Genomic DNA, 23213 nt, shown 5'->3' on the forward strand with positions numbered 1-23213 from the left:
CGCACTTCATTCCGGTGACCGCTTTCGATCTTGTTGTGTTCGGGGCGGCGGGCGATCTGTCTTTGCGCAAGCTCATTCCGGCGTTGTTTCACCGCTGGCGCGACAACCAGATTCCGGCGGAATCGAAAATCGTCGGCGTATCGCGCACGGCCATGGATGATGACGCGTTCCGCAAGCTGGCGATCGAAAGTTTCCGCAAATTCCATCCCGATGAGATCATCGACGACAGCGAATGGGCGGCTTTCGCAAGCCAGCTTTATTATGCGGAGCTTGACGCGGTCAAAGAGGGCGGCGAGGGCTGGGCCCGGCTGAAAGACCTGCTCTCCGGCGGAGAAGACAAGCAGCGGGTGTTTTATCTCGCGCTCGCGCCCGGCCTTTACGGCGCCGTCAGCGCCAATATCGATGCGGCGGGATTGAAGTCGCCCGGCGCGCGCATCGTTCTTGAAAAGCCCATCGGCACGGATCTTCAAAGCGCGCACGCCATCAACGAGGCGGTGGGCGCGGTCTTCGAGGAAGAGTCGATTTTCCGCATCGATCATTATCTGGGCAAGGAGACGGTGCAGAACCTGATCGTGCTGCGTTTCATGAACTCGCTCTTCGAGCCGGTGTGGAACGCCAACGCCATCGATCATATCGAGATCACGGTGGCTGAATCCATCGGCGCGGGCGGGCGGGCCAGCTATTACGACAAGGCCGGGGCTCTGCGCGACATGGTGCAGAACCATCTGTTGCAGCTTTTATGTCTCGTCGCCATGGAGCCGCCGCTCGACCTTTCGCCGGACACGCTGCGCGATGAAAAGATCAAGGTGTTGCGCGCGCTGCGGCCGATCACGAAAGACAATGCGCGCCAGACAACGGTGCGCGGCCAGTACGGCAAGGGCGCCGCGGACAGCGAAGTGGCGCCGGGTTACGCCGAAGAGTTGGGCGCTGAAAGCACGACCGAAACCTTCGTCGCCATCAAAGCCAATATCGACAACTGGCGCTGGAAGGGCATGCCGATTTACCTGCGCACCGGCAAACGCATGAAAGACCGGCGTTCGGAGATTATCATTCAGTTCAAGGAAGTCGCCCACGCGCTCATCAATGACGGCGGGCCCTTGCCGCCGACGCGCATGGTCATCCGGTTGCAGCCCGATGAGGGCGTGCGGTTGTTGCTGGTGACCAAGGATCCCGGGCCGGGCGGCATGCGTCTTCGCTATGTGCCGTTGAACCTTTCTTACGCCGACGCATTCAAGGCGCGCTATCCGGACGCTTATGAGCGGCTCTTGATGGCGGTGGTGCGCGGCGATCTCGCGCTTTTCATGCGGCGCGACGAAGTCGAGGCGGCGTGGCGCTGGGTCGACGGCATTCTTGAGGCGTGGGAGGCCGACGGCACGCCGGCTTACGCATACGCTGCCGGAACGGAAGGCCCGGCTCAGGCGGCGATGATGCTCGACCGGGACGGGCGCGAATGGTTCGAGGGCGTCTGAGGTGAAACGGATCGACTTTGCCTCGCGCGATGACATGGCGGAGCAACTTGCCGGTGATGTTGCAGACCGCTTGCGCCGGGCGCTCGAAGAGCGGGGCGGGGCGGCGATGGCGCTTTCCGGCGGGTCGACGCCGGCGGGCCTTTACGAGGCTTTGTCGAAACGCGATCTCGATTGGGCGAACGTGACGGCGGCCTTGGTGGATGAACGCTGGGTCGCGCCGGGCGAAGAGGGCTCGAATGAAAGTTTCGTGTGCGCCAAGCTGCAACAAAACAGGGCCGCGGATGTTCGCTTTGTGGGGATGTGGTCCGATGCGCCGACCCCGGCGGAAGGCTTGGCCGCGGCGGAAGCCCGCTATGAAACAGTGAAAGGATCTTTCGATGTGGTCGTGCTCGGCATGGGGCCGGACGGGCATACGGCGTCGTGGTTTCCTCATGCGCAGGGCCTCGGTCGTGCGCTTGACGCCGGCGGCGTGCGCCTTGCGGCGGTGAAAGCGCAAAAAAGCGCCGTGACCGGAGAGCATCTCGATCGCATGACGCTGACACTCGGCGCGGTTAGCGAAGCGCATTATATCTGTTTATTGATGACGGGCGTGGAAAAGCGAAGCGTATTCGAGCAGGCGTTAAAAGCCGGGCCGGTCGAAGACATGCCTGTTCGCGCGATTATCCGCATGCGGCCCGATTTGTCTGTATGCTGGGCCCCGTGAAGGGCTTGGCGAAGGAGTTTCTGTGGCGAAACTGAATGACGTTCTGGCGCGGGTGACGGACCGCGTGCGCGAGAAAAGCCGGAAGACGCGCGAGGCGTATCTGAAACAGATGCGCGCGGCCGCCTCGGAAGGCCCGCATCGCTCGCACGTATCGTGTGGAAACCTTGCGCACGCCGCCGCGGCCTGCGGGGCCGATGAAAAACGCGCGCTTGCGAAAGGCGGCGGGCCGAACATCGCCATCGTCACCGCTTATAACGACATGCTTTCCGCGCATCAGCCGCTCGGGGCCTATCCCGATATCATCAAAGAAACGCTTGGCGGCGTCGGCGCCACGGCGCAGATCGCCGGCGGCGTGCCGGCCATGTGCGACGGCGTCACGCAAGGTCAGCCCGGCATGGACCTGTCGCTTTTCTCGCGCGACGTCATCGCCATGGCGGCGGCGGTCTCGCTTTCCCATAATGTTTTCGACGGCGCCATGATGCTCGGCGTGTGCGACAAGATCGTGCCGGGGCTTTTCATCGGCGCGGCGCGGTTCGGCCATCTGCCGATTCTTTTCTTGCCTGCAGGCCCCATGACTTCCGGTATATCCAACGACGAAAAAGCGCGGGTGCGCCAGCTTTACGCCGAAGGCAAGGTCGGGCGCGACGAATTGTTGAAGGCGGAAAGCGAAAGTTATCATTCGCCCGGCACTTGCACCTTTTACGGCACGGCGAATTCCAACCAGATGATGATGGAGATGATGGGGCTTCATATTCCGGGCTCCGCCTTCGTCAATCCGGGAACGCCCCTGCGCGAGGCGATGGTGAAGGAAACGGCGCGGCGCACGGCGGCGACGACCGCGCTCGGCGAGGATTACATTCCGTTCTGCGACATCATCGACGAGCGCGCCATTATCAACGCCGTCATCGGCCTTCACGCGACGGGCGGCTCCACCAATCACACCATCCATCTCATCGCCATGGCGCGCGCGGCGGGGATCGTCATCGACTGGGACGATTTCTCGGAGCTTTCCGGCGTAACGCCGCTCTTGTCGCGCATCTATCCGAACGGCTCGGCCGATGTGAACCATTTCCATGCGGCCGGCGGCCTCGGCTTTATCATCCGTGAGCTGATCGAGGCGGGGCTCGCCCATGAAGATGTGATGACGGCCATGGGCGAGGGGCTTTCCCATTATGCAAGCGAGCCGCATCTTGAGGGCGGCAAGCTTTCCTGGCGCGCCGCGCCGGCGCAGTCCGGCGACGAAGAGGTCTTGCGGCCTGTGAGCGATCCCGTCTCCAAAACCGGCGGCCTCGCCGTTCTCGACGGCGATATGGGTCGTGCGGTGATCAAGGTCTCGGCGGTGAAACCCGAACGCCGCGTCGTCGAGGCGCCGGCGATTGTCTTCCATTCCCAGCAGGATCTCATGGACCGCTTCAAGGCGGGCGAGCTCAATCGCGATTTCGTCGCCGTGGTTCCCTTTCAAGGGCCGAAAGCTGTCGGCATGCCGGAGCTGCACCGGCTGACGCCGCCGCTGGGCGTTTTGCAGGACAAAGGCTTCAAGGTGGCGCTCGTCACCGACGGACGCATGTCCGGGGCCAGCGGCAAGGTCCCCGCCGCCATCCATGTGACGCCCGAAGCGCTCGACGGCGGCGCCATCGGCAAAATCCGCGATGGCGATGTCATTCTTCTCGACGCCGAAGCCGGGCGCCTTGAAGTGAAAACGGGCGGCGGTAAGCTGGCGGAGCGTGAAATGACAGCGCCTGAGCTTGCGGCGGAACGATGGGGAGCCGGGCGCGAACTCTTTGCGGGGATGCGCGGTCTTGTCTCTGGCGCCGAACAGGGCGCGATGACGTTTCAGCTTGCGGAACAGGTTGACGCCGATGACTGAGCCTTTTCTTGTCGCCGATATTGGCGGCACCAATGCGCGCTTCGCTCTGGCGCACATGAAAAATGGCGGGATCGCTGTCGAAGAGCTGCGTTCGTTTCGCGCTGAAGAGTTCGACTCCATCCGGGCCGCCGCGCACGCTTATCTTGAGGCCGTTTCCGTGAAACCGAAAACCGCCTGTTTCGCTGTGGCGGGGCCGGTGACCGACGAACAGGTGGAGTTCACCAACTCGCCCTGGGTGCTCAATATCGAAGGCTTCAAAAAAGCGCTCTGTTTGACGCGGCTTCGCGTCGTCAATGATTTTGAGGCGCTGGCGTCGGGCGTCGGCAGTCTGCGCGACAAGGATTTTTTGGAAATCAAAGCGGGCGCAGGCGATCCCCATGCGCCGACGCTCGTCATGGGGCCGGGCACGGGGCTGGGGCAAGCGCTGATTGTTCCCTTCGGGAACCGCGAGCGCGTCGTCTCGACGGAGGGCGGGCATGTCTCCTTCGCGCCGCGCACCGATGAAGAGATTGCGCTGATGCAGTTCATCCGGCGCGAGCACGCGCGGGTTTCGGTGGAGCGCGTGGTTTCCGGCATCGGGCTGGTCAATATTTACCGGGCGCTCTGTGAAATCGAAGATGTGGATTGTGATCCTATGCGGGCCGATGAAATCACGGCCGCCGCGATCAAGGGAACGCATCCGATCGCTGTAAAAACCGCGAATATGTTTTGCGCGCTTCTCGGCCGCGTAGCGGGCGACGCGGTGCTCGGCGCCGGCGCGCGCGGCGGCGTCGTGCTCGGCGGCGGCATCCTGCCGAAAATTCGCGAGCTGTTTTTGAAAAGCGCCTTTGTCGAGCGCTTTCTCGATAAAGGGCGCATGCAATATTATCTGGAAGACGTGCCGGTGCGGTTGATTATCAGCGACGGAACCGCGCTGCTTGGCGCGGCGGCGATGGCGAAGGGCGCCGAGATGGCGAAGGGCGCCGACAAGGGAGCGGGCAATGCAGATTGAAGAGATCGTCGATGCGGCGAGCGTCATACCCGTTCTTGAAGTCGCCGAGCTTGAAAACGCGGCGCCGCTGGCGCGCGCGCTGGCGGCGGGCGGATTGCGCGTCGTCGAGCTGACTTTAAGAACCGATTGCGCGCTCGATGCGCTGAAAGCCATGCAGGACGCCGCGCCCGATCTTATTGTCGGCATGGGCACGGTGCGGACGGGCGACGACATTGAGCAGTCCCTCGCCGCCGGCGCCGCCTTTCTCGTCAGCCCCGGCGCCGGTCTTTCCTTTCTGAAAGCGCTCGCGGACAGCGGCGCGCCGTCATTGCCCGGCGTTGCGACCGCGAGCGAGGCGATGACCGCAGCGGAGCTTGGCTTCAAGGCGTTGAAATTTTTCCCGGCGGAGCCCGCCGGCGGGATTGCATATTTAAAAGCGCTTGCGGGGCCTTTGCCGGAGATCATGTTCTGTCCCACCGGTTCTATCAGCGCAGAAAAGGCGCCGGACTATCTGGCTCTTTCCAATGTCGCTTGTGTGGGCGGGTCTTGGATTGCGACAAAACAGACAATCGCCAAAGGCGACTGGACTGCTATAGAAGCCAATGCGCGCCGAGCCGCGCAAATGGCCTGAGCGGCCGTCGCGGGGGCCGCTCGAAAATCATGAATCGTGATTAAGTTGAGTGCGCTCAGCCAGCTAGCGCAAAGCGCCGCCCTGTGTGACCTTTGTTAGCCGAAGCCGATAAACAGCTCGGAAACAGAGCATGCGGCGGGCTATTAAGACGGTCAAATAGGGAGGACCTTTATCATGAAATCGGATCGACTCTTTTCTGGGCGCGCATGGGGGCGGCAAGCTTGCCTGGCCGGCGCGACTGCGCTTCTGGCGGTCACCGCCTGCGCCGCCGAGAGCCAGGACGAAAAGACGCCCACGAGCCGCGAAGATCGTGCGCCGGTTGAATACAACCTGCCGGAAGTGAAGCATCCGCTGCCGCTCGAAACCAACGAGATGGGCGTTTACGGGCTTGAGCATTCCCACGTCATCACCGGCGACATCGAAAAATGCATCGAGTTTTATGTCGACCTGCTCGGTTTCCATCTGGTCACGGATGTGCGCGACATCGGCAAGGACGAGCTGATGAACGAGATGCTTGGCTTCGGCGGCAAGGCGTCCTTCCGCACCGCCATGCTGGCCATGCCGGGCGGCGCATCTTATGGCCGGCATGTGCCGGGGATCGAACTCTGGGAAATCAGCGGCGTGCCGCTCGATAAAACGCTTAAGAACAATCCGGCCATGAACCTTCAGGGCAAAGGCTACAACGCTTACCGGGTGAAAGACCTCGCCGGCCTTATCGAAAAGATGAAGGCCAAGGGCGTGAAGTTCGTTTCCAAGCAAGTCTTCATCAATGACGAAATCTCCGGCGTCTACGCCATCGACCCCGACGGCCAGATCGTCGAACTCGACCAGTTTCCGAAGCCTTTCGGCGAGAAATAAGGATTATACAATTTCTGCGGGAGCGGTCGGCTAGGCATGCTTCTTTAGAGGCGTCTCCGGCCCGCCGCTTCCGAAAATGACCTGCCCGTCATCATGAATTGCGATTTCAGTCAGCGTCAGAGAAGCCGTTCCAATCCCAAGAGAGTTGTGAAAACCTCACGGGAAATAACGAAAAAACCCGCGCAAAGGCCGCTAAGAAGCCGGAAAAGCGCATTTCAAGACATTCCATGCGTAAGCGCCTCCCGGAAGAGGAGGGGGATGGGAGGAAAAATGTTTATCACAAATCTCAATGCGAGAGGCGTTGCCGCTGGCTTGGCGCTGGCCGTGCTGACGCAAGGGGCGGCCGTCGCTGAAGACAAGGGCGCCGCCGCGGCGGATTCGGGTCTTTACCCCACGCCGCTGGAATACGGGCCGCCTACCGGCATGGCTTGGTTTAATCGTCCCAAGGTCGACGATCCGGAGCCGATCAAGCCGAACAAGGCCGGCGTCTACGGTCTCGAGCACACGCATCTCTTCGTGGCTGACATGGAGAAATCGCTGCATTTCTACGTGGATATTCTCGGCTTCGAACAGGTCATGAAAATCCAGGATATCAGCGAAGATCCGCCGATGAACGATCGGATGAACGTTCTTCTAGGGCAGCCGGGCGCCCAATACCGGCACGCCATCGTCACTATGCCCGGCGGGCCGAGCTACGGAACGCATGTTCCGCAGATCGAATTCTGGGAAATCAAGGGCGTGCCCCTCGACGAAACGATCAACGAGAATCCGACCGCGAATATTCGCGGCAAGGGCTACAACGCCTATATGGTCACGGATCTCGACGCCATTCTCGCCAAGATGAAAAAAGCGGGCATCCGTTTCGTTTCCGAGCCGCTCGTCTCTCCGCGCGGCAAAAGCATCTATGTCGTTGACCCCGACGGTCAGGTCATCGAGCTGAATGAGCGGTACAGCGATGCCGCCGAGTTGGAAGAATGAGGGCCTGAGTCAGCGTCAGAGTACTGAGAGTTTATCGAGCAATTGAAACAAAGGCGCCAGGTATCGAGCCTTGCTCGGCCTGGAAAGGGGAAGTTTGTCCGAACCGGAAGGTTCGGCGCCATGAGGGGCTTAAAGAATGAAGCGTAATCGGCCGATGATTGTCCGGATTGGTTTGGCGGCTCTCGCAGCGGCGGCTTTCGGCTGCAGCCGCGATGAGGGCGCGCCGCAGACGGATGTCGCAAGCGGGGAGTCCGGCGCGGAGGCGGCTGTCTCCGAAGCCGCCGCCGATCCGGTCGCCGAGGCCGCCATGCTCGAAGGCGACGGTTCGGAATGGCGCGTGCGCGGCGGCGGTTATGACGAGCAGTATTTCTCGCCGCTGACGCAGATCAATAAAGAAAATGTCGGCGAGCTTGGTCTTGCCTGGGTCAGCGACATGGACTCGACGCGCGGCCTTGAGGCGACTCCCATTGTCGTGGACGGCGTGATTTACGTCACCAGCACATGGAGCCGCGTCTTTGCTTTCGACGCCGTCTCCGGCGAAACGCTTTGGAGCTATGATCCGAAAGTGCCGCGCGGCATCGGGCGCATGCTTTGCTGCGATGTCGTCAATCGCGGCGTTGCGGTTCATGACGGCAATGTCTTTTTCGGCACGCTTGACGGGCGCCTGATTTCGCTCGACGCCGAGACGGGCAAGCCCGCCTGGATCGTCGACACGATTGAAGATCCCGACCGCCCTTACACGCTCACCGGCGCGCCGCGCGTGATCAATGGCCGGGTCGTCATCGGCAATAGCGGCGCGGACCGCGGCGTGCGCGGTTACGTGACCGCTTACGACGCCAAGACCGGCGAGGAGGACTGGCGGTTCTGGATCGTGCCTGAAGGGCCGGACGCGGCGCCCGAAAACGAGGACGTCGCAGCCGCGCTTGAGACCTGGCCGGACGATCCGATCTGGAAAGGCAAAGGCGGCGGCACCGCCTGGGACGCCATGGCGTTCGATCCGGAGCTCAACCTGCTTTACATCGGGACCGGCAATGGCGGTTCGTGGAAACGTCAGCGTCCGAACGATAAAACCGACAATCTTTACGTCTCATCCATCGTCGCCGTCGACGCCGACACCGGCAAGCTCGCCTGGCATTACCAGACGACGCCCGGCGACATGTGGGACTACACGGCCACCAACTCCATCATTCTCGCCGACATGGAAGTCGATGGGAAGCAGCGCAAAGTGCTTTTCCAGGCGCCCAAGAACGGTTTTTTCTATCTGCTTGACCGGGAGACGGGCGAACTTCTGGGCGCGGACAAATACGGCGTCGCCAACTGGGCGAGCCATGTTGACATGAAGACCGGCCGTCCGGTGCTGACCGAACAGGCGAATTTCTTCAAAGAAGACCAGCTTGTCTATCCGAATCCGAACGGCGCCCATGACTGGCAGGCGATGTCGTTCAATCCGCAGACAGGCCTTGCCTATATTCCGGCGCTCGACGTGCCATGGGTCCAGAGCACCAAACCGGGCTTTCGTTACTTCTATGACATTGGCGTGCCGGCGCGCCATCTCGAGCGCATGACGGCGGGCCAGCCGGAGGTGGAGAAGGGCGGCTTCCTGAAAGCCTGGGACGTTGCGAACCGGGAGATCAAATGGAAGATCCCGCTGTCGACGACGTGGAACAGCGGCGCGCTGACGACCGCGAGCAATCTCCTTTTTCATGCTTCCGGCGACGGTTATTTCAGCGCCTATGACGCCGAAACCGGGGAGCGCTTGCTTCATCTTTTCACGGGCAACAGCGCCATGGCCGCGCCTGTCACCTATATGGCGGACGGCGTTCAATATGTGGCTCTGCTCGCCGGCTATGGCGGCTCAGGGATGATCACCATCGGCGACGACGCTGCTGTGAAAACCTATGAGAACACCGGTCGTCTTCTCGTCTTCAAACTTGGCGGCGGCGAAATCCCAACGCCCAAGAAACGCGAGACGCCGCTCGGTCCGGCGCCGCAAAATGCGTCGCTGCCGCCATTGGGTGAAGACAAACTTGCGGCGGCTTCAGAGCTTTATCTGAATTGCGCCGGCTGCCACTCGACGGGCGGGGGCACGCCGATGCTGCCCAATCTTTCGCGCGTGCCGGAGCTGGGCAAAGACACATTCCGTTCGATTCTTCTTGAAGGAGCTCTTGTGCCGCGTGGCATGCCGAATTTCGGGGACGAGCTGACGCAAGAGGATGTCGACCTTCTCTACGAATACATATCGCGGGGTCGACATAACGTGCCGGTGGATAACGCGCGCTGGTACTAAGACTGCTGAAGAAACATGTCTGCCTGAACTAGGGGGGTAGGCAAAAAAACCAAGCAAGGGAGGCTAAAATGGGTGAGTACGGAGTGATAAAGAAAGGGGCGGCGGCGCGCCGTCGAATAAAGACAAGTCTGATGGCGGCGACGGCTTTGGGTGCAATGGTAGCGCTCCCGGGCCTCGCCCAGGCGCAGGACGAAATCGTCGTCACCGCGCAGTTCCGCGAGCAGAACCTGCAGGAAACGCCGCTGGCGATCACGGCGGTGACCGGCGAAGATCTGACGCAGCGCGGCATCACCGACACGCAGGATCTTGCGAAGATCGCGCCGAGCGTGAACTTCCGCTCGACGGGCCCTTACGGCGGCAAAACCATGGGCGCTTATATCCGCGGCGTCGGCGCCAACGATTACAACTTCAACATCGAACCGGGCGTCGCTTTTTACATCGACGATGTCTATCTCGGACCGTCATTCGGCCTCCTGCTGAAGCTGATCGACCTTGAGCGTGCGGAAATTCTGCGCGGGCCTCAGGGCACGCTGAACGGCAAAAACGCCATCGGCGGCGCCGTGAAGCTTATCTCGGCGAAGCCGCAGGGCGATAACAGCGGTTACCTAAGCGCTGAGACCGGCTCCCGGAATCTCCTGCGCTTCAAAGGCGCGTTCGATGTCGGTCTCGCCGAAGATCTGGCGATGCGCGTTTCGGCCTTCTCCGAAAGTCAGGACGGGGTCGTGCAGCTTCTCGACTTTGGCTGCGTCAATCCGGATTTGGTCGGCGACACGTCTGCGCCTCATACGGTTCGCGACGAGCAGCCGGCGCAAAGTTGTAAGCGCGGCACCCTCGGCAACAGCCGGGTCAACGGCGCGCGTATCCAGTTCCGCTGGACTCCGTCCGATAATTTCGAGGCGAACCTGTCCGGCAACTATATCGACGACAATTCGGGCGGCGCGGCTGATGTTTTGCTCTTCGTCGATCCGTCGGGTTATTCGGGCTACGAAGAACCGAGCATGCCGGGCGTGCCGTTCTTCGAGACGGTTTACGGCGTTCCTTACGACGAACGCTTCCTGCCGCCGGACAATTATTCGAGCTATGCAACCTTCGAAGACCCGTATTACGGTCTCGACTTCTCCCCGCAGGCGACGATGTTGACGAAAGACGCCACGCTGACGATGGACTGGGAATTGAGCCCGACTCTCAACATCCAGTCGATTTCGGCCTGGCGCAGCATCGCCGGCACTTGGTCCTATGACTCGGACTCCTCGCCGCTGGCGACGGACGGCGTTATCGACACGCAAAAACACGAGCAGTTCAGCCAGGAGCTCCGGATAAATGGCGCGTTCATGGACGACCGTCTGCACTGGACTCTGGGCGGCTTCTATTATGACGCCACCCAGCGCGACATCGGCACTATTCAAGCCGTGCCGTTCAACTTCGCGATCCAGGTCGACAGCTATCCCGAGCATGAAAACTATGCCGGGTTCCTCCATGTGGAGTACGACCTCACCGACGCCCTGACCCTGATTGGCGGCATTCGCCGGACATCGGAAGACAAGGTCTATCGCTTCATCGAGAACGATATTCCGGGCACGCCCAGCGGCGTTTTCCCGGGCGGCCTCGATGTGCCGGCGACGACCTCTTACGACCGGACGGACTGGCGCGCCGGCATTCAGTACCAGGTCAATGACGATCACATGGTCTATTTCAACGTCTCGACCGGTTTCCGCGGCGGCGGCTTCAATCCGCGTCCGGCGAATCTTCAGTCGGTGACGCCGTTTGGACCGGAAGAGGTGACGAGCTACGAAGCGGGCGTCCGCAGCGAGTTCTTCGACAGCCGCGTGCGCTGGAACAACACCGGCTATTACGCCAAATATAAGGGCATCCAGCTCAACGGCCGCATCGACTCGATCGTCGCCGGCGAGGCCTTCCCGGTCTCGGTGGTCACCAACGCCGCCGAAGCGCGAATTTGGGGCATTGAGTCCGAATTCGAAGCGGACGTGAATCAGTCGGTCTTCCTTTACGGTTCGGTCAGCTACACCGACTTCCAGTATCAGGACCTCGGTCCGGCCGCCGCTTTTGCGGCGACCAACGGGCCGACGCTGGATTCCACCCAGGCTTATACGCCGGAATGGCAGTTCAATCTGGGCTTCAACGCGACCTTGCCGTTCTTCACGGAATACGGGTCGCTCTATCTGAATGGCGACTACGCCTTCCAGTCCGAGCAATATCCTGACACGCGCAATCTCGAAGAGCTCAAGATCGACTCTTATGGCGTGGCGAATCTGCGCCTGACCTTCGTCGACAATGACGAAGATTGGGAATTCTCGGTCATCGGCTACAACATCACCGATGAGAAGTACTTCTATCGGAAGAACTACGTCTCCGGGAACTGGCAGATCAAAGGGGTTCCCGCTCCCGGAGCCGAGTGGGGTATTTCGCTAAAGAGAAACTTCTAGCGAAATTACGCGGGAGGAAGGTCCTTCCCCCTTCCTCCCGCAAACCGGCTTTTGGATTATGTTTCGTAATGACTGTGATCTGATAGGCTCGGGTACCAATAGGCGCTGTGCTGTGAAAATTCTGCCGCAACGCTTCCTTTGACTTAGGAGTTTGAGTTGCAACATAAGCTTTCATCATCGGAACGTGCGGACGAGTTGGAAGACCGGATGGCCCGCGAGCTTGAGGCCGGTTTCGAGCATGTCCCGATCCGCTCGACGATTTATCGTTCGGGCGCGGAAGACCCGACCACTTTCACGCATGATTTCGACAAGCTTGTCGCTTCGGGCAATCTTGGACTGATGGGGCCGGATCCGCGGCTTTCCGAAATGCCGGAAAAGCCGACTCTGATCGATTTTTTCAAACAGCGCATGTGCAACACTCAGCATCTCATGCAGAGCGCCAGGCTTGCCCTTAACAATGGCTATGGCGAGAAGGTGGCGTTCGCATGTCTCGTGCACGACATCAGCGTGACGAGTTTCATTTCCGGCGATCATGGCTATTGGGGCCGACAGCTTCTTGAGCCCTATGTGGATGAAGAAGTCGCCTGGGCGGTGGAGGCGCATCAGTATATTCGCTTCTATCCGGACGAAGAGATGGGCTATGAATATCCTGAAGCCTATATCAAATATTTCGGGGAAGACTTCGTTCCGGAGCCTTACATCCGAGAAGCTTATGAACGCGCCCGCAATCACAAATGGTACAGGACCGGGCGCTATATCACCATGAACGATGTTTATGCGTTCGATCCCAATGTGAGAAAACTTGAGATCGAGGAATTCACCGACCTGATTGGACGTCATTTCCGGCAGCCTGACGAGGGGCTCGGTTTTGACCACAGTCCGAGCGCTCATATGTGGCGCACGATCATGTGGCCGACGCGGGCTCTCTAGCCGTCGTCAGTCGATCTGAATGAGATCGGAACGGGGCGCAAACTGCGGCGCGAGAGGGCTCTTCACGATGATTTCCGTGTCCAGGTGGAATGAGCCGGCCGTTTGCGCGGCGGCGCGGGCGGGGGCTGTCCGGATACTGATGGTTTCGCGCGCTGTCGCTAAATTGGTTCGAACAAATACAAGGCGGTGGGGCCTCAAATGACGTCTGAGCAGCTGGGAGGAGGGGAGGTTCCCGCAAAACGCCCGTTATGGGTCGCGCTGACGCCGGATGTGTTCACGCTGGCCCTGGTCGGAACTGTCGTGCTGGCCTCGCTTTTTCCGGCGAGAGGCGGTTTCGTCGCAGCCACCGACATTGTCGGACGCTGTGCGATCATTCTTCTGTTTTTTCTGCATGGAGCCAATCTTTCGCGCAAATCGGTCATTGCGGGGGTGCGCGACTGGCGGCTGCATCTCATTGTTTTCGGCAGCACTTTCCTTTTGTTCCCGGTGATCGGTCTGGCGCTCAGTCCGTTAAGCGGACGCGTTATCGACAGCTCCCTTTACGCCGGACTTCTCTTTTTGTGCTGCCTGCCGTCCACGGTGCAGTCGTCCATCGCCTTCACTTCGATTGCGCGCGGCAATGTGCCGGCGGCCGTGTGCTCGGCCTCGCTGTCAAATCTCTCGGGCGTTTTCATCACGCCTTTGCTGGCCGGGCTTCTGCTTTCCCGGCACAGCGCCGTCAGCTTCGATTCCTGGACGTCGATCGTCGGCTCGATCCTTGCGCCGTTCCTTGTCGGCCAGCTGTTTCAGACGCGTCTCGGGCCCATTCTGGCGCGTCATAAATCGGTTGTCGGCATTGTGGACCGGGGCTCGGTGCTGATCATGGTTTACGCCGCTTTCGGCAAGGCGATGGTCAACGGCATCTGGAGCTCCATTTCGCCGGACCAGCTGGCGATCCTCGTGGGTGTCTGCTTCGTCGTTTTGATGATCGTCATGTTCGCCATGCGGTCGGTTTCGCGCTATCTGAACCTGTCTCTGGCCGACGAGGCCACGGTCGTGTTTTGCGGCTCGAAAAAATCGCTGATCACCGGCGTTCCCATGGCCAGCATTCTCTTCCCCGCCGCGTCGGTCGGCGCCGTGGTGCTGCCCTTGATGATCTTTCACCAGATGCAGCTCATCGTCTGCGCCTTTGTCGCGCGCGCTTACCGGCATGAGGCCGACCGCCAACTCGCCAGCGGGGTCAAGCCGGCGGCGCCTTAACCATTTTATTCAGTTTGCAGGCGCTGTGCGCTTCCTTATAAGGCGTTATCATAAAACGTTATGAACAATCGTGGTTTTGATCCGGTTTTGCTTAGATCGTTCCTCGCGGTGGCGGGCGCGAACAGCTTCACGGCTGCCGGCCGAAAATTGGGCCTGCAGCAATCGACAGTCAGTCAGCATATCAAGCGCCTTGAACGCGCCGTGGGCCGCCGGCTTCTGGTCCGGGACACCCATACGGTCACCCTGACCGCCGACGGGGCGGCGATGCTGGAATTCGCCCAGCGCATTCTCGAAATCGAAGAGCGCGCTCATGCGCATTTCGCCGCTTCGGCTTTACGGGGCAGGGTGCGGCTCGGCGTCTCGGAAGATTTCGTCTTGTCGCGCCTTGCCTCGGTGCTGAAGAGCTTCCGGCGGTCCAACCCATCGGTCGATCTGGAACTGTCGGTCGGGCTCGCAGAGCCGCTTTACGAAAAGCTTGAAAACGGAGAACTCGATCTTTTGTTTTCGAAGCGCAGGAAAGGCGACGACCGCGGCGAGACTGTCTGGCGTGAAAAGCTCGTCTGGATCGCCAGCGAGGATTTCGATTTCTGGGCCGACCGGCCGGTGCCGCTCGTTACGTTCCCGCCGCCCAGCATCACCCGTTCGGGCGCGATCGAAGCGCTTGAAAATGCAGGGCGCGAATGGCGCATCACCTGCACCAGCGGCAGTCTAAGCGGCATTCTCGCCGCAGTGGAGGCGGGGCTCGGGATTTCGGCCCAATCCCGCCATTTGACGCCGCTGTCGCTGATCGTTCCGCAGGACGGCGTGCATCTGCCCGAGCTCGGCGAGGTGGAATTCGTGGTCGTCAGCGCGACCCGCGCCATGGCGCCGCCGGTCGCCGCGCTCGCCAATGTCATTCTCGAGGGCGGGCTGGGGCTCGGCGACGTCGATATTCCCCAATAGACGCCGCCGTTGCGCCTATTTTTCGCCGCTGCGGAACGCCTTCATTTGCTGGTTTATGGCCCGCAAACCCTTTCTGGCGGCGCAATAAGCCGCCAGGAAGGAAGTCAAAAGGGTCCGATAGGCGAAGCTGCTCGGAATGGGGTATAGAGCGGTTGTCGGCGGCGGGCGGAAATTGTATGTCCTGCAAACAATTTTCTCACCGAGCCACAAGCAGACAGGACAGCATGACGGCGAAAATCATCGACGGCAACAAAGTGGCGGCGAAAATCCGCGACGAGTGCAAGATCCGGGTTGACGCATTGAAGGAAAAGGCCGGCGTGACGCCGGGCCTCGCCGTTGTTCTTGTGGGCGAAGACCCGGCGTCCGCTGTTTACGTCCGCAACAAGGTGCGCGCCTGCGAGGCGGTCGGCATTAAGTCCTATACGCACCGGCTCGATGCGTCGGTGACGACGGAAGAGCTTGTGGTGCTCGTTCATCAACTCAACGCCGATACGGGCGTGCATGGCGTTCTGGTGCAGCTGCCGCTGCCCAAGCACATCGATATGGAGCGCGTCCTCGAAACCATTTCGCCGGAAAAGGATGTGGATGGCTTCCATCTTTACAATGTGGGCGGGCTCGTTCTGGGCAAGGGCGATTTCTTTCCGCCCTGCACGCCTTACGGCGTCGTCAAGATGCTCGAAAGTGAGAATATCAAGGTCGAAGGCCAGAATGTCGTCGTGGTCGGCGCGTCGAACATTGTCGGCAAGCCGATGGCGATCATGTTGATGGGGCAGGACGCCACCGTCGCCATCTGCCACGCCAAGACGCGCGATCTCGCCCAGTTTACGATCCTCGCCGACATCCTCGTGGTGGCGGCGGGCGTGCCCAATCTCATTCTTGGACAAATGGTCAAGACCGGCGCGGTGGTGATCGACGTGGGCATCAACCGCCTGCCGGACGGCAAGCTTGTGGGCGATGTCGATTTCGAAAGCGTTTCGAAAAAGGCGTCTTACATCACGCCGGTGCCGGGCGGCGTCGGACCGATGACCGTGACCATGCTGCTTGAAAACACGATCGATTCCGCGGAGCGGATGGCTGCAAAGAAAAACTGAGAATTTCTAGGCGTTCCGCTTGCTCGGGCGGCGGAAGAGAAGCTCGACAATGTCGCGCGCAATTCGAACGACCGCTTCCTTGTCGATATCGGGATTGATGATGTTGCGGATGCCGAGCCCCTGGATCAGAGCGACGAAGACTTCGAGCCGCGCCTCCAAATCGTCAACGTCGACGTTTTCGCGCAGATAACTCAGCACTTTGGCCCTCATGTCCGCATTCATGTTGCGGATAGACGCCGCAATCTCGTCATTGCGGGTGGCTTCCGCGGCGATTTCCAGCATCAGCGTGGACCAGAACGGGTCGGTGTCTGTGGCAAAGCTGTCGGAGAGGTTTTCGATCATCATGTCGACAAGCTTGTCGCCCGCGTGCCGGTAGCGTTCGAGGGTCTCCAGCTTTTCGTCGAAATGGGCGCGGATCATCTCGGCGATGATCTGCTCCTTGCTCTCGAAATAGTGATAGATGTGCCCGGGGCTCATTTTCGCTTCTTTGGCGATCTGAGCCATGCGCGCGCCATGGAAGCCGCTCGCGATAAAACTGCGTTCCGCCGCCCTTAATATGCGTTCGCGGCGGGCGTCTGCGGGTTTCGCCAGGGCCTCGGACATGCCTATCGCAGTCTCCTCTCAAGCTTATTGCGCCGCACAAAAACGCTTGCCAGCGGCGCATTCGTCGTGTAAAAGAATATTTAGAATAAACGTTCATTCTAATCAAGCCCTCAGAAATTCTTACGCTTTTGGGGGTTTATTTCTGTCCTGGAGACCGGTCGAAAGCGCCTTTGATGCCATTAGTTATATCTATGATTAGGAACCTGAGTTTGCCCGTCATGGCTGCGGCCCTGCTCGTCGGGTGCGGCGGCGAACAAAACGCCGCCATGCAGCGCCCGGCGCCGGAAGTCGCCGTGGAAACGGTGAAGACGCAAACCGTCCGGCTGTCGGTGACGTTGCCGGGCCGGACGGCTTCTTACCGGGTTGCTGAAGTGCGTCCGCAGGTTTCCGGCATCATTCTGGAGAGGACTTTCGAGGAAGGCGCCGCCGTCGCCGCCGGCCAGCCGCTCTATCAGATCGACCCGGCGCCTTATCAGGCGGCGGTCGACAGCGCCGCGGCTTCCATGGCGCGGGCCGAGGCCATGGTTGTCGCCGCGGAAAATCGCGAAGAACGGTTTGCGCGCCTTGTGAAAGTCAATGGCGTCAGCAAGCAGGATTTTGACGACGCCGCCGCCGCCGCCAAACAGGCGCGTGCGGAAGTGGCGCTGGCGCGTGCGGCGCTTGAAAGCGCGAAGATCGATCTTGAACGCACGACCATCAAGGCGCCGATCGACGGGCGCATCGGGCGCACCCTCGTGACCAGCGGCGCGCTCGTCAACGCCAATCAGGCGCAGGAGCTCGCCATTATCAATGCGCTCGATCCGATTTACGTGGACGTCTCGCAGTCAAGCGCGGAATTGTTGCGCCTGAAACGCAAGCTCGCGAGCGGCGAGCTTGAAACGCTCGACGACGGCCAGCTTGAAGTCAATCTCACCCTTGAGGATGGCGGCGCTTATGAGCATCCCGGCCAACTCGCGTTGACGGAAGTGAATGTCGAGCCCGGAACCGGGTCGATCACCTTGCGCGCCGTCTTTCCCAACCCGGAAGGATTGCTGCTTCCCGGCATGTTCGTGCGCGCGGAAATTATCGAAGGCGCGCGCGACGATGCGATTCTGGTTCCGCAACAGGCGGTCACCCGCAATCCGCAGGGCGAAGGCGTCGTCTATGTGGTCAATGCGGACAACAAGATCGAGGAGCGGATCGTCAAGGTCGATCGCGCTATCGGAGACAAATGGCTGATCGCCTCCGGGCTCAAACCCGGCGAACGGATCGTTGTTGAAGGGTTTCAGCGCATCCGTCCGGGCGCCGAGGTGAGCCCCGTTGAGCTGTCTTCACCTGCGAGCGACGGCGCCGTGGCTGCGTCCAATTCATCCGGCATGCAGTAGCGGCGTCAGCGCGTTTAGAGGCTATCCCCCCGTGTCGAATTTCTTCATATCAAGGCCGATTTTTGCAGGCGTCATCGCGATTATTGCGATGCTTGCAGGCGTTATCAGCCTGCTCAACATGCCGCTTGAGCAATATCCCGACATCGCGCCGCCGTCGATTTCACTGAGCGCCGCCTATCCCGGCGCTTCCGCGAAAGCGATGGAAGACGCGGTCACCCAGGTGATCGAACAGCAGATGAAGGGGATCGACAATCTCAGTTACATCTCCGCCAGTTCGAACGCCAACGGCACGATGGCAATGACGCTGACCTTCGAGTCGGGAACCGATCCCGATATTGCGCAGGTCCAGGTTCAGAACAAACTCGCGCTGGCGACTCCGCTTCTGCCGCAGGAGGTGCAGCGTCAGGGCGTCACCGTCAACAAGGCGCGTTCTGGGTTTCTTCTCGCCGTGGCGTTGATCGACAGTTCAGGCACGCTGACGGAGCCCGACATTGCGGACTATCTGGCTTCGAACTGGCGGGATCCGGTCAGCCGCGTGCCGGGCGTCGGTCAAACCATGTTGTTCGGGTCGCAATACGCCCTGCGGATCTGGATCGACCCGTTCCAGCTGGCGAATTACGGGCTTTCCACGCAAGAGGTCGTCACCGCCATCCGCGCGCAGAACACGCAGGTGACCGGCGGCGAGATCGGCGGCGGACCGCACATGTCCGGCCAGCAATTGAACGCCACCATCACGGTGCAGTCGCTGATGCAGACGCCTGAGGAATTCGCCGCCATCGCGCTGCGCACGCTCGAAGACGGCTCGCAGGTCAGGCTGGGCGATGTGGCGCGCATTGAAATCGGCAGCGAGAGTTATAACCGGATCACGGAATACAGAGGCATTCCGGCCTCCGGCATGGCGATCCAGCTTGCGCCCGGCGCCAATGCGCTGCGCACCGCCGATGCGGTCAAGGCGCGCATTGACGAACTCACCGCCTTTTTGCCGCCGAACCTCTCCATCGTCTATCCCGTCGACTCGACGCCGTTTATCCGCGAGTCGATCAAGGAAGTGGTGAAGACGCTGATTGAGGCGGCGATCTTCGTCTCGATCATCATGTTCCTGTTCCTGCAGAACCTTCGCGCGACGTCGATTGTCATGATCACGGTGCCTGTCGTTCTTCTCGGCACATTTACGATTCTGCTCGCCGCCGGCTTTTCCATCAATACGCTGACCATGCTCGCCATGGTGCTCGCCATCGGTCTTCTCGTCGACGACGCCATCGTCGTCATTGAAAATGTCGACCGGGTCATGGACGAGGAGGGGCTGCCGCCGCGCGAGGCGACGCGAAAGGCGATGTCGCAGATCACCGGCGCCATCATGGGCATCGGCGCGGTGTTGTCCGCGGTGTTCGTGCCCATGGCGTTTTTCGGCGGCACGGCCGGCGTTATCTATCGTCAGTTCTCGATTACAATCGTCACCGCCATGGCGTTGTCGGTGCTGACGGCGGTCATCCTGACGCCGGCGCTGTGCGCCACGATTTTGAAGCCGCGCGATTCTTCAAATGAGCCCAAGCCCGGATCGCTCGCCCACAGACTGGCGACGCCGTTGCGGCTTTTCAATTCGGTTTTCAATGCGGGCGCGCGCCGGCATTTGAGCGGCGCCAGGGCCGTGATCAGCCGGTCGTCCCGCTTCTTCATCATCTTTCTCGTTTTGAGCGGCGCGACCGGGTTTTTCTTCTCTCGCCTGCCGACGTCATTCCTGCCCAATGAAGACCAGGCGCGGATGATGGTGCAGGTGCAGCTGCCGGCGGGCGCCACTTATGACCGCACCCTCGCAGTGCTTGATCAGATCAAGGCGCATTTGCGCCACGAAGAAGAAGAGTACGATACGATCAGCGGATACTTTACGATCGCCGGCTTCAATTTCGCCAGCAGCGGGCAGAATACTGGCATCGCCTTCGTGCCGCTCAAGGATTGGGAAGAGCGCAAGCGTAAAGACCAAAGCCAGGACGCAGTCATTCAGCGCGCCATGGCCGCTTTCTCGCAAATCCGCGATGCACAGGTCTTCGCTTTCGGTCCCCCTTCCGTGCCGGGGCTGGGCGAGGCTGGCGGCTTTAACTTTTATATACAGGATCGCAGCGGACAGGGACGCGAAGCGCTGGTGAATGCGCGCAATCAAATGCTCGGCATGGCGTCCCAAGAACCGACGCTCGTGGGCGTGCGGCCCAACGGCCTCAGCGAAGAACCGCAACTCAAGGTCGACATCGACCAGCGGCGCGCGCAGGCCATGGGCCTTGAGCTGTCCACAATCAATTCCACGCTCGCGGCGGCCATGGGCGGCGTCTATGTGAATGATTTCATCGACCGTGAGCGCGTTAAACGCGTTTATCTCGCGGCGGACGGGCCTTACCGCAGTTCTCCGGAAGACCTGAAACTCTGGCGCATTCCGAACGCGCAAGGCGAGCTGGTGCCTTTCGCCGCCTTTGCCGATATTTCCTGGACCACCGGCGCGCCGAAGCTCGAACGCTATAATGGCGTGTCCTCGACGCAGATTCAGGGCTCGGCCGCGCCAGGCGTCAGTTCCGGCGAAGCCATGATGACGATTGAGAAACTGGCCGGGCAGCTGCCCTCCGGCTTCGGCATCGAATGGACGGGCGTTTCGCGGGAGGAAATCGAAAGCGGGTCGAAGACCACGTTGCTTTACGCGCTTTCCCTTCTTGTCGTTTTCCTGTGTCTCGCCGCGCTTTACGAAAGCTGGAGCATCCCGATGTCGGTCCTCTTGATCGTGCCTCTCGGGGTCATGGGGGCGACGCTTGCGGCGCTCATGCGCAGCCTGCCCAATGACATCTTTTTCCAGGTCGGCCTTTTGACGACTGTCGGCCTTTCCGCGAAGAACGCCATTCTCATTGTCGAATTTGCGAGCCAACTTGAAAAACAGGGCCGTTCGGCGGTGGAGTCGGCGATCGAGGCGGCGCGGGTTCGCCTGCGGCCGATCCTGATGACATCCTTCGCCTTCGGGCTCGGCGTGACGCCGCTTGTGTTGAGTTCGGGCGCCGGCGCGGAAGGGCGCAACGCCATTGGCGCCGCCGTGCTCGGTGGCATGCTGACGGCGGCGTTTCTCGGTCTCTTCTTCACCCCGCTCTTTTATGTGCTTGTGCGCCGCCTTTTCGGCTCGCGCGCCGCGGCGGCGCCGGCGGAAGCCATGAAACCGCAACCCGGAGCGGCTGAATGAGATTTCCGTTTCTGTCATTGAAGACGGCGTCCGCCGTCGCGCTTGCGGTCGTGCTTTCCGGTTGCACGAGCCTGACCATGGTGCCGGATTACGAGCGCCCGGACGCGCCGGTCGATGATGCGTTCCCTTACAGCGACGCGGCGGCGACGGCTGCGCCGCAGCTCGCCGGCTGGCGCGCCGTGGTGACCGACCCGACGCTTGGGACGCTTATCGAAACTGCGCTTGAATACAATCGCGATCTGCGCGTTGCGGTTTTGAATGTGGAGCGCGCGCGGGCGCTTTACCGCGTGCAGCGTTCGGACAGCTTGCCGACCGTTAATGCAGAAGGAAGCTATCTGCGCCAGCGCATCGGGGAAAACGCCTCCATCGGCGCTGCGAGCGCGGCGGGCGGCGGCGCCCGGAGCGAGCCTCTCACCATCGAACAATATTCCGCCGAAGGCGCCGTCAGCGCTTATGAGCTCGATCTTTTCGGCCGCGTCAGAAGTTTGAACGCGGAGGCGCTCGAAACCTATTTCGCGACCGAGGAAGCGCGCCGGTCGGCGGAAATCTCTCTCGTCGCGGAAGTCGCCAATGCCTATTTCCGGCTTCTCGCCGACCGCGAGCGCCAGCAGATTGCGCAGGACACGGTGACAAGCCAGCAGGATTCGCTGACCCTCACCCAAGAGCTTGTGGACAACGGCCTTGGCAACGCGCTTGACGTGCAGCGCGTTGAAACCTCCGTGCAAAGGGCGCGCGCCGACGCCGCCGCGCTTGAGACGCAAATCCGGCGCGATGAAAACGCCCTGCGGCTCCTTCTCGGAACAGGCTTGCCGTCCGGGCTTAGCGAGACGCCGTCTTTGAGCGAGATCGACGTGCCGGAGGCGGCGCCGGCCGGGCTTTCTTCCGACGTTCTCCTTGCGCGGCCCGACGTTCTCGCCGCCGAGCGGCGGCTGCGCGCCGCTAACGCCAATATCGGCGCCGCCCGCGCGGCGTTCTTCCCGCGCATTCTCCTGACGGCGAGCGCCGGCTCGACGAGCAGCGAACTTTCCAGTCTGTTTTCCGGGGGAACCGGGGTGTGGAGTTTCGCGCCCTCAGTGTCCCTGCCGATTTTCACCGGCGGGCGAAATCTTGCGCAGCTGTCCGGCGCGAAGATCGACCGTGACATCGCCCTCAGCGAATATGAAAAATCGATCCAGGCGGCGTTCCGCGACGTTGCGGATGTGCTGGCGACCAACGCCACCCTGGCTGAACGCATGGATGCGACGCAGAAACTCGCGGACGCCGCCGCCGCCACTTTCAAACTCGCCGATGCGCGCTTCCAGAACGGCGTCGATGACTATCTCGCCGTTCTCGACGCCCAGCGCGCCGATTACGCAGCGCAACAAGAGCTGGTGCTGTTAAAACTCGAAGCGGCGACCAATGCGGTGGAGATCTACCGCGCCTTCGCCGGTTTCCCCGTGGCGGCGGACGCTGAGAACTAATCCCAGCTTTCCGCCGGCCCTTGGCGGGCTTTGCTGCAGCCGCGAGGGTCGCTCTTTTTCCCGAAAACAACTTTAAGATCGAGCCGCGGCCTTGTCTTGGGCGGACGACAGGCGTTTCGTTTCCCGTTAAAACCGCTTAAACGGATGCTCCGCAATGATAAGCGGG

General features: G+C 61.0%; 17 protein-coding genes. 16 read left to right on the forward strand and 1 reads right to left on the reverse strand.

The features are described 5' to 3' along the window. The first annotated feature begins 8 nt into the window (after positions 1 to 8). The 13 genes from zwf to folD all read left to right on the forward strand — a co-directional run bounded on the left by zwf (position 9) and on the right by folD (position 16409). A complete protein-coding gene (gene zwf / locus CW354_RS13110) occupies positions 9 to 1469 on the forward strand; it encodes a glucose-6-phosphate dehydrogenase (RefSeq protein ID WP_104830763.1) in 1461 nt (486 codons plus the stop codon). Position 1470: 1 nt separating this feature from the next. Continuing rightward, complete coding sequence (pgl, locus tag CW354_RS13115) at positions 1471 to 2172, forward strand: 6-phosphogluconolactonase (protein ID WP_104828002.1); 702 nt, start codon at positions 1471 to 1473, stop codon at positions 2170 to 2172. 22 nt (positions 2173 to 2194) lie between these two features. After that, positions 2195 to 4039: a phosphogluconate dehydratase gene (gene edd / locus CW354_RS13120; RefSeq protein ID WP_104830555.1), complete on the forward strand. Its 1845-nt coding sequence runs from the start codon at positions 2195 to 2197 to the stop codon at positions 4037 to 4039. Then, on the forward strand, positions 4032 to 5030 hold the full coding sequence (glk, locus tag CW354_RS13125; protein ID WP_104830556.1) for a glucokinase: 999 nt from the start codon (positions 4032 to 4034) through the stop codon (positions 5028 to 5030). Before edd ends, glk begins: the two co-directional genes overlap by 8 nt. Continuing rightward, positions 5020 to 5640: a bifunctional 4-hydroxy-2-oxoglutarate aldolase/2-dehydro-3-deoxy-phosphogluconate aldolase gene (gene eda, locus CW354_RS13130; RefSeq protein ID WP_104830557.1), complete on the forward strand. Its 621-nt coding sequence runs from the start codon at positions 5020 to 5022 to the stop codon at positions 5638 to 5640. Before glk ends, eda begins: the two co-directional genes overlap by 11 nt. Before the next feature lie 174 nt (positions 5641 to 5814). Next, positions 5815 to 6498: a VOC family protein gene (locus CW354_RS13135; protein ID WP_104830558.1), complete on the forward strand. Its 684-nt coding sequence runs from the start codon at positions 5815 to 5817 to the stop codon at positions 6496 to 6498. A gap of 270 nt (positions 6499 to 6768) precedes the next feature. Continuing rightward, the gene (locus CW354_RS13140; RefSeq protein ID WP_165793696.1) at positions 6769 to 7476 is read left to right on the forward strand and encodes a VOC family protein; all 708 of its coding nucleotides are present in this window, start codon (positions 6769 to 6771) and stop codon (positions 7474 to 7476) included. A gap of 136 nt (positions 7477 to 7612) precedes the next feature. Next, positions 7613 to 9763, forward strand: a complete 2151-nt coding sequence (locus CW354_RS13145) for a PQQ-dependent dehydrogenase, methanol/ethanol family (protein WP_104830560.1) — start codon at positions 7613 to 7615, stop codon at positions 9761 to 9763. Between the two features lie 155 nt (positions 9764 to 9918). Next, positions 9919 to 12207, forward strand: a complete 2289-nt coding sequence (locus CW354_RS13150) for a TonB-dependent receptor (RefSeq protein WP_165793697.1) — start codon at positions 9919 to 9921, stop codon at positions 12205 to 12207. 156 nt (positions 12208 to 12363) lie between these two features. Then, positions 12364 to 13137, forward strand: a complete 774-nt coding sequence (locus CW354_RS13155; protein ID WP_207764797.1) for an HD domain-containing protein — start codon at positions 12364 to 12366, stop codon at positions 13135 to 13137. A 198-nt stretch (positions 13138 to 13335) separates the two neighbouring features. Then, on the forward strand, positions 13336 to 14376 hold the full coding sequence (locus CW354_RS13165) for a bile acid:sodium symporter family protein (protein ID WP_104830564.1): 1041 nt from the start codon (positions 13336 to 13338) through the stop codon (positions 14374 to 14376). A gap of 60 nt (positions 14377 to 14436) precedes the next feature. Beyond that, positions 14437 to 15318, forward strand: coding sequence for a LysR substrate-binding domain-containing protein (locus CW354_RS13170; RefSeq protein ID WP_104830565.1), 882 nt, complete (start codon positions 14437 to 14439; stop codon positions 15316 to 15318). 224 nt (positions 15319 to 15542) lie between these two features. Beyond that, positions 15543 to 16409, forward strand: coding sequence for a bifunctional methylenetetrahydrofolate dehydrogenase/methenyltetrahydrofolate cyclohydrolase FolD (gene folD, locus CW354_RS13175; RefSeq protein ID WP_104830566.1), 867 nt, complete (start codon positions 15543 to 15545; stop codon positions 16407 to 16409). 6 nt (positions 16410 to 16415) lie between these two features. Here the strand turns inward: folD and CW354_RS13180 are convergent, their stop codons facing one another. After that, positions 16416 to 17012, reverse strand: a complete 597-nt coding sequence (locus CW354_RS13180) for a TetR/AcrR family transcriptional regulator (protein WP_104830567.1) — start codon at positions 17010 to 17012, stop codon at positions 16416 to 16418. 218 nt (positions 17013 to 17230) lie between these two features. On the opposite strand from CW354_RS13180, the gene CW354_RS13185 reads away from it, so the two are divergent. From CW354_RS13185 to CW354_RS13195, 3 genes are read left to right on the forward strand one after another with little or no spacing between them, the layout of a single operon-like run. Further along, positions 17231 to 18376, forward strand: a complete 1146-nt coding sequence (locus tag CW354_RS13185; RefSeq protein ID WP_104830568.1) for an efflux RND transporter periplasmic adaptor subunit — start codon at positions 17231 to 17233, stop codon at positions 18374 to 18376. Between the two features lie 31 nt (positions 18377 to 18407). Beyond that, entirely contained in the window at positions 18408 to 21587 is a 3180-nt protein-coding gene (locus CW354_RS13190) for an efflux RND transporter permease subunit (protein ID WP_104830569.1), read from the forward strand. Continuing rightward, on the forward strand, positions 21584 to 23047 hold the full coding sequence (locus CW354_RS13195; RefSeq protein WP_104830570.1) for an efflux transporter outer membrane subunit: 1464 nt from the start codon (positions 21584 to 21586) through the stop codon (positions 23045 to 23047). Before CW354_RS13190 ends, CW354_RS13195 begins: the two co-directional genes overlap by 4 nt. Positions 23048 to 23213: the final 166 nt, after the last annotated feature.

This window comes from Hyphococcus luteus (assembly GCF_002943565.1).
Classification (GTDB): Bacteria; Pseudomonadota; Alphaproteobacteria; order Caulobacterales; family Parvularculaceae; genus Hyphococcus; species Hyphococcus luteus.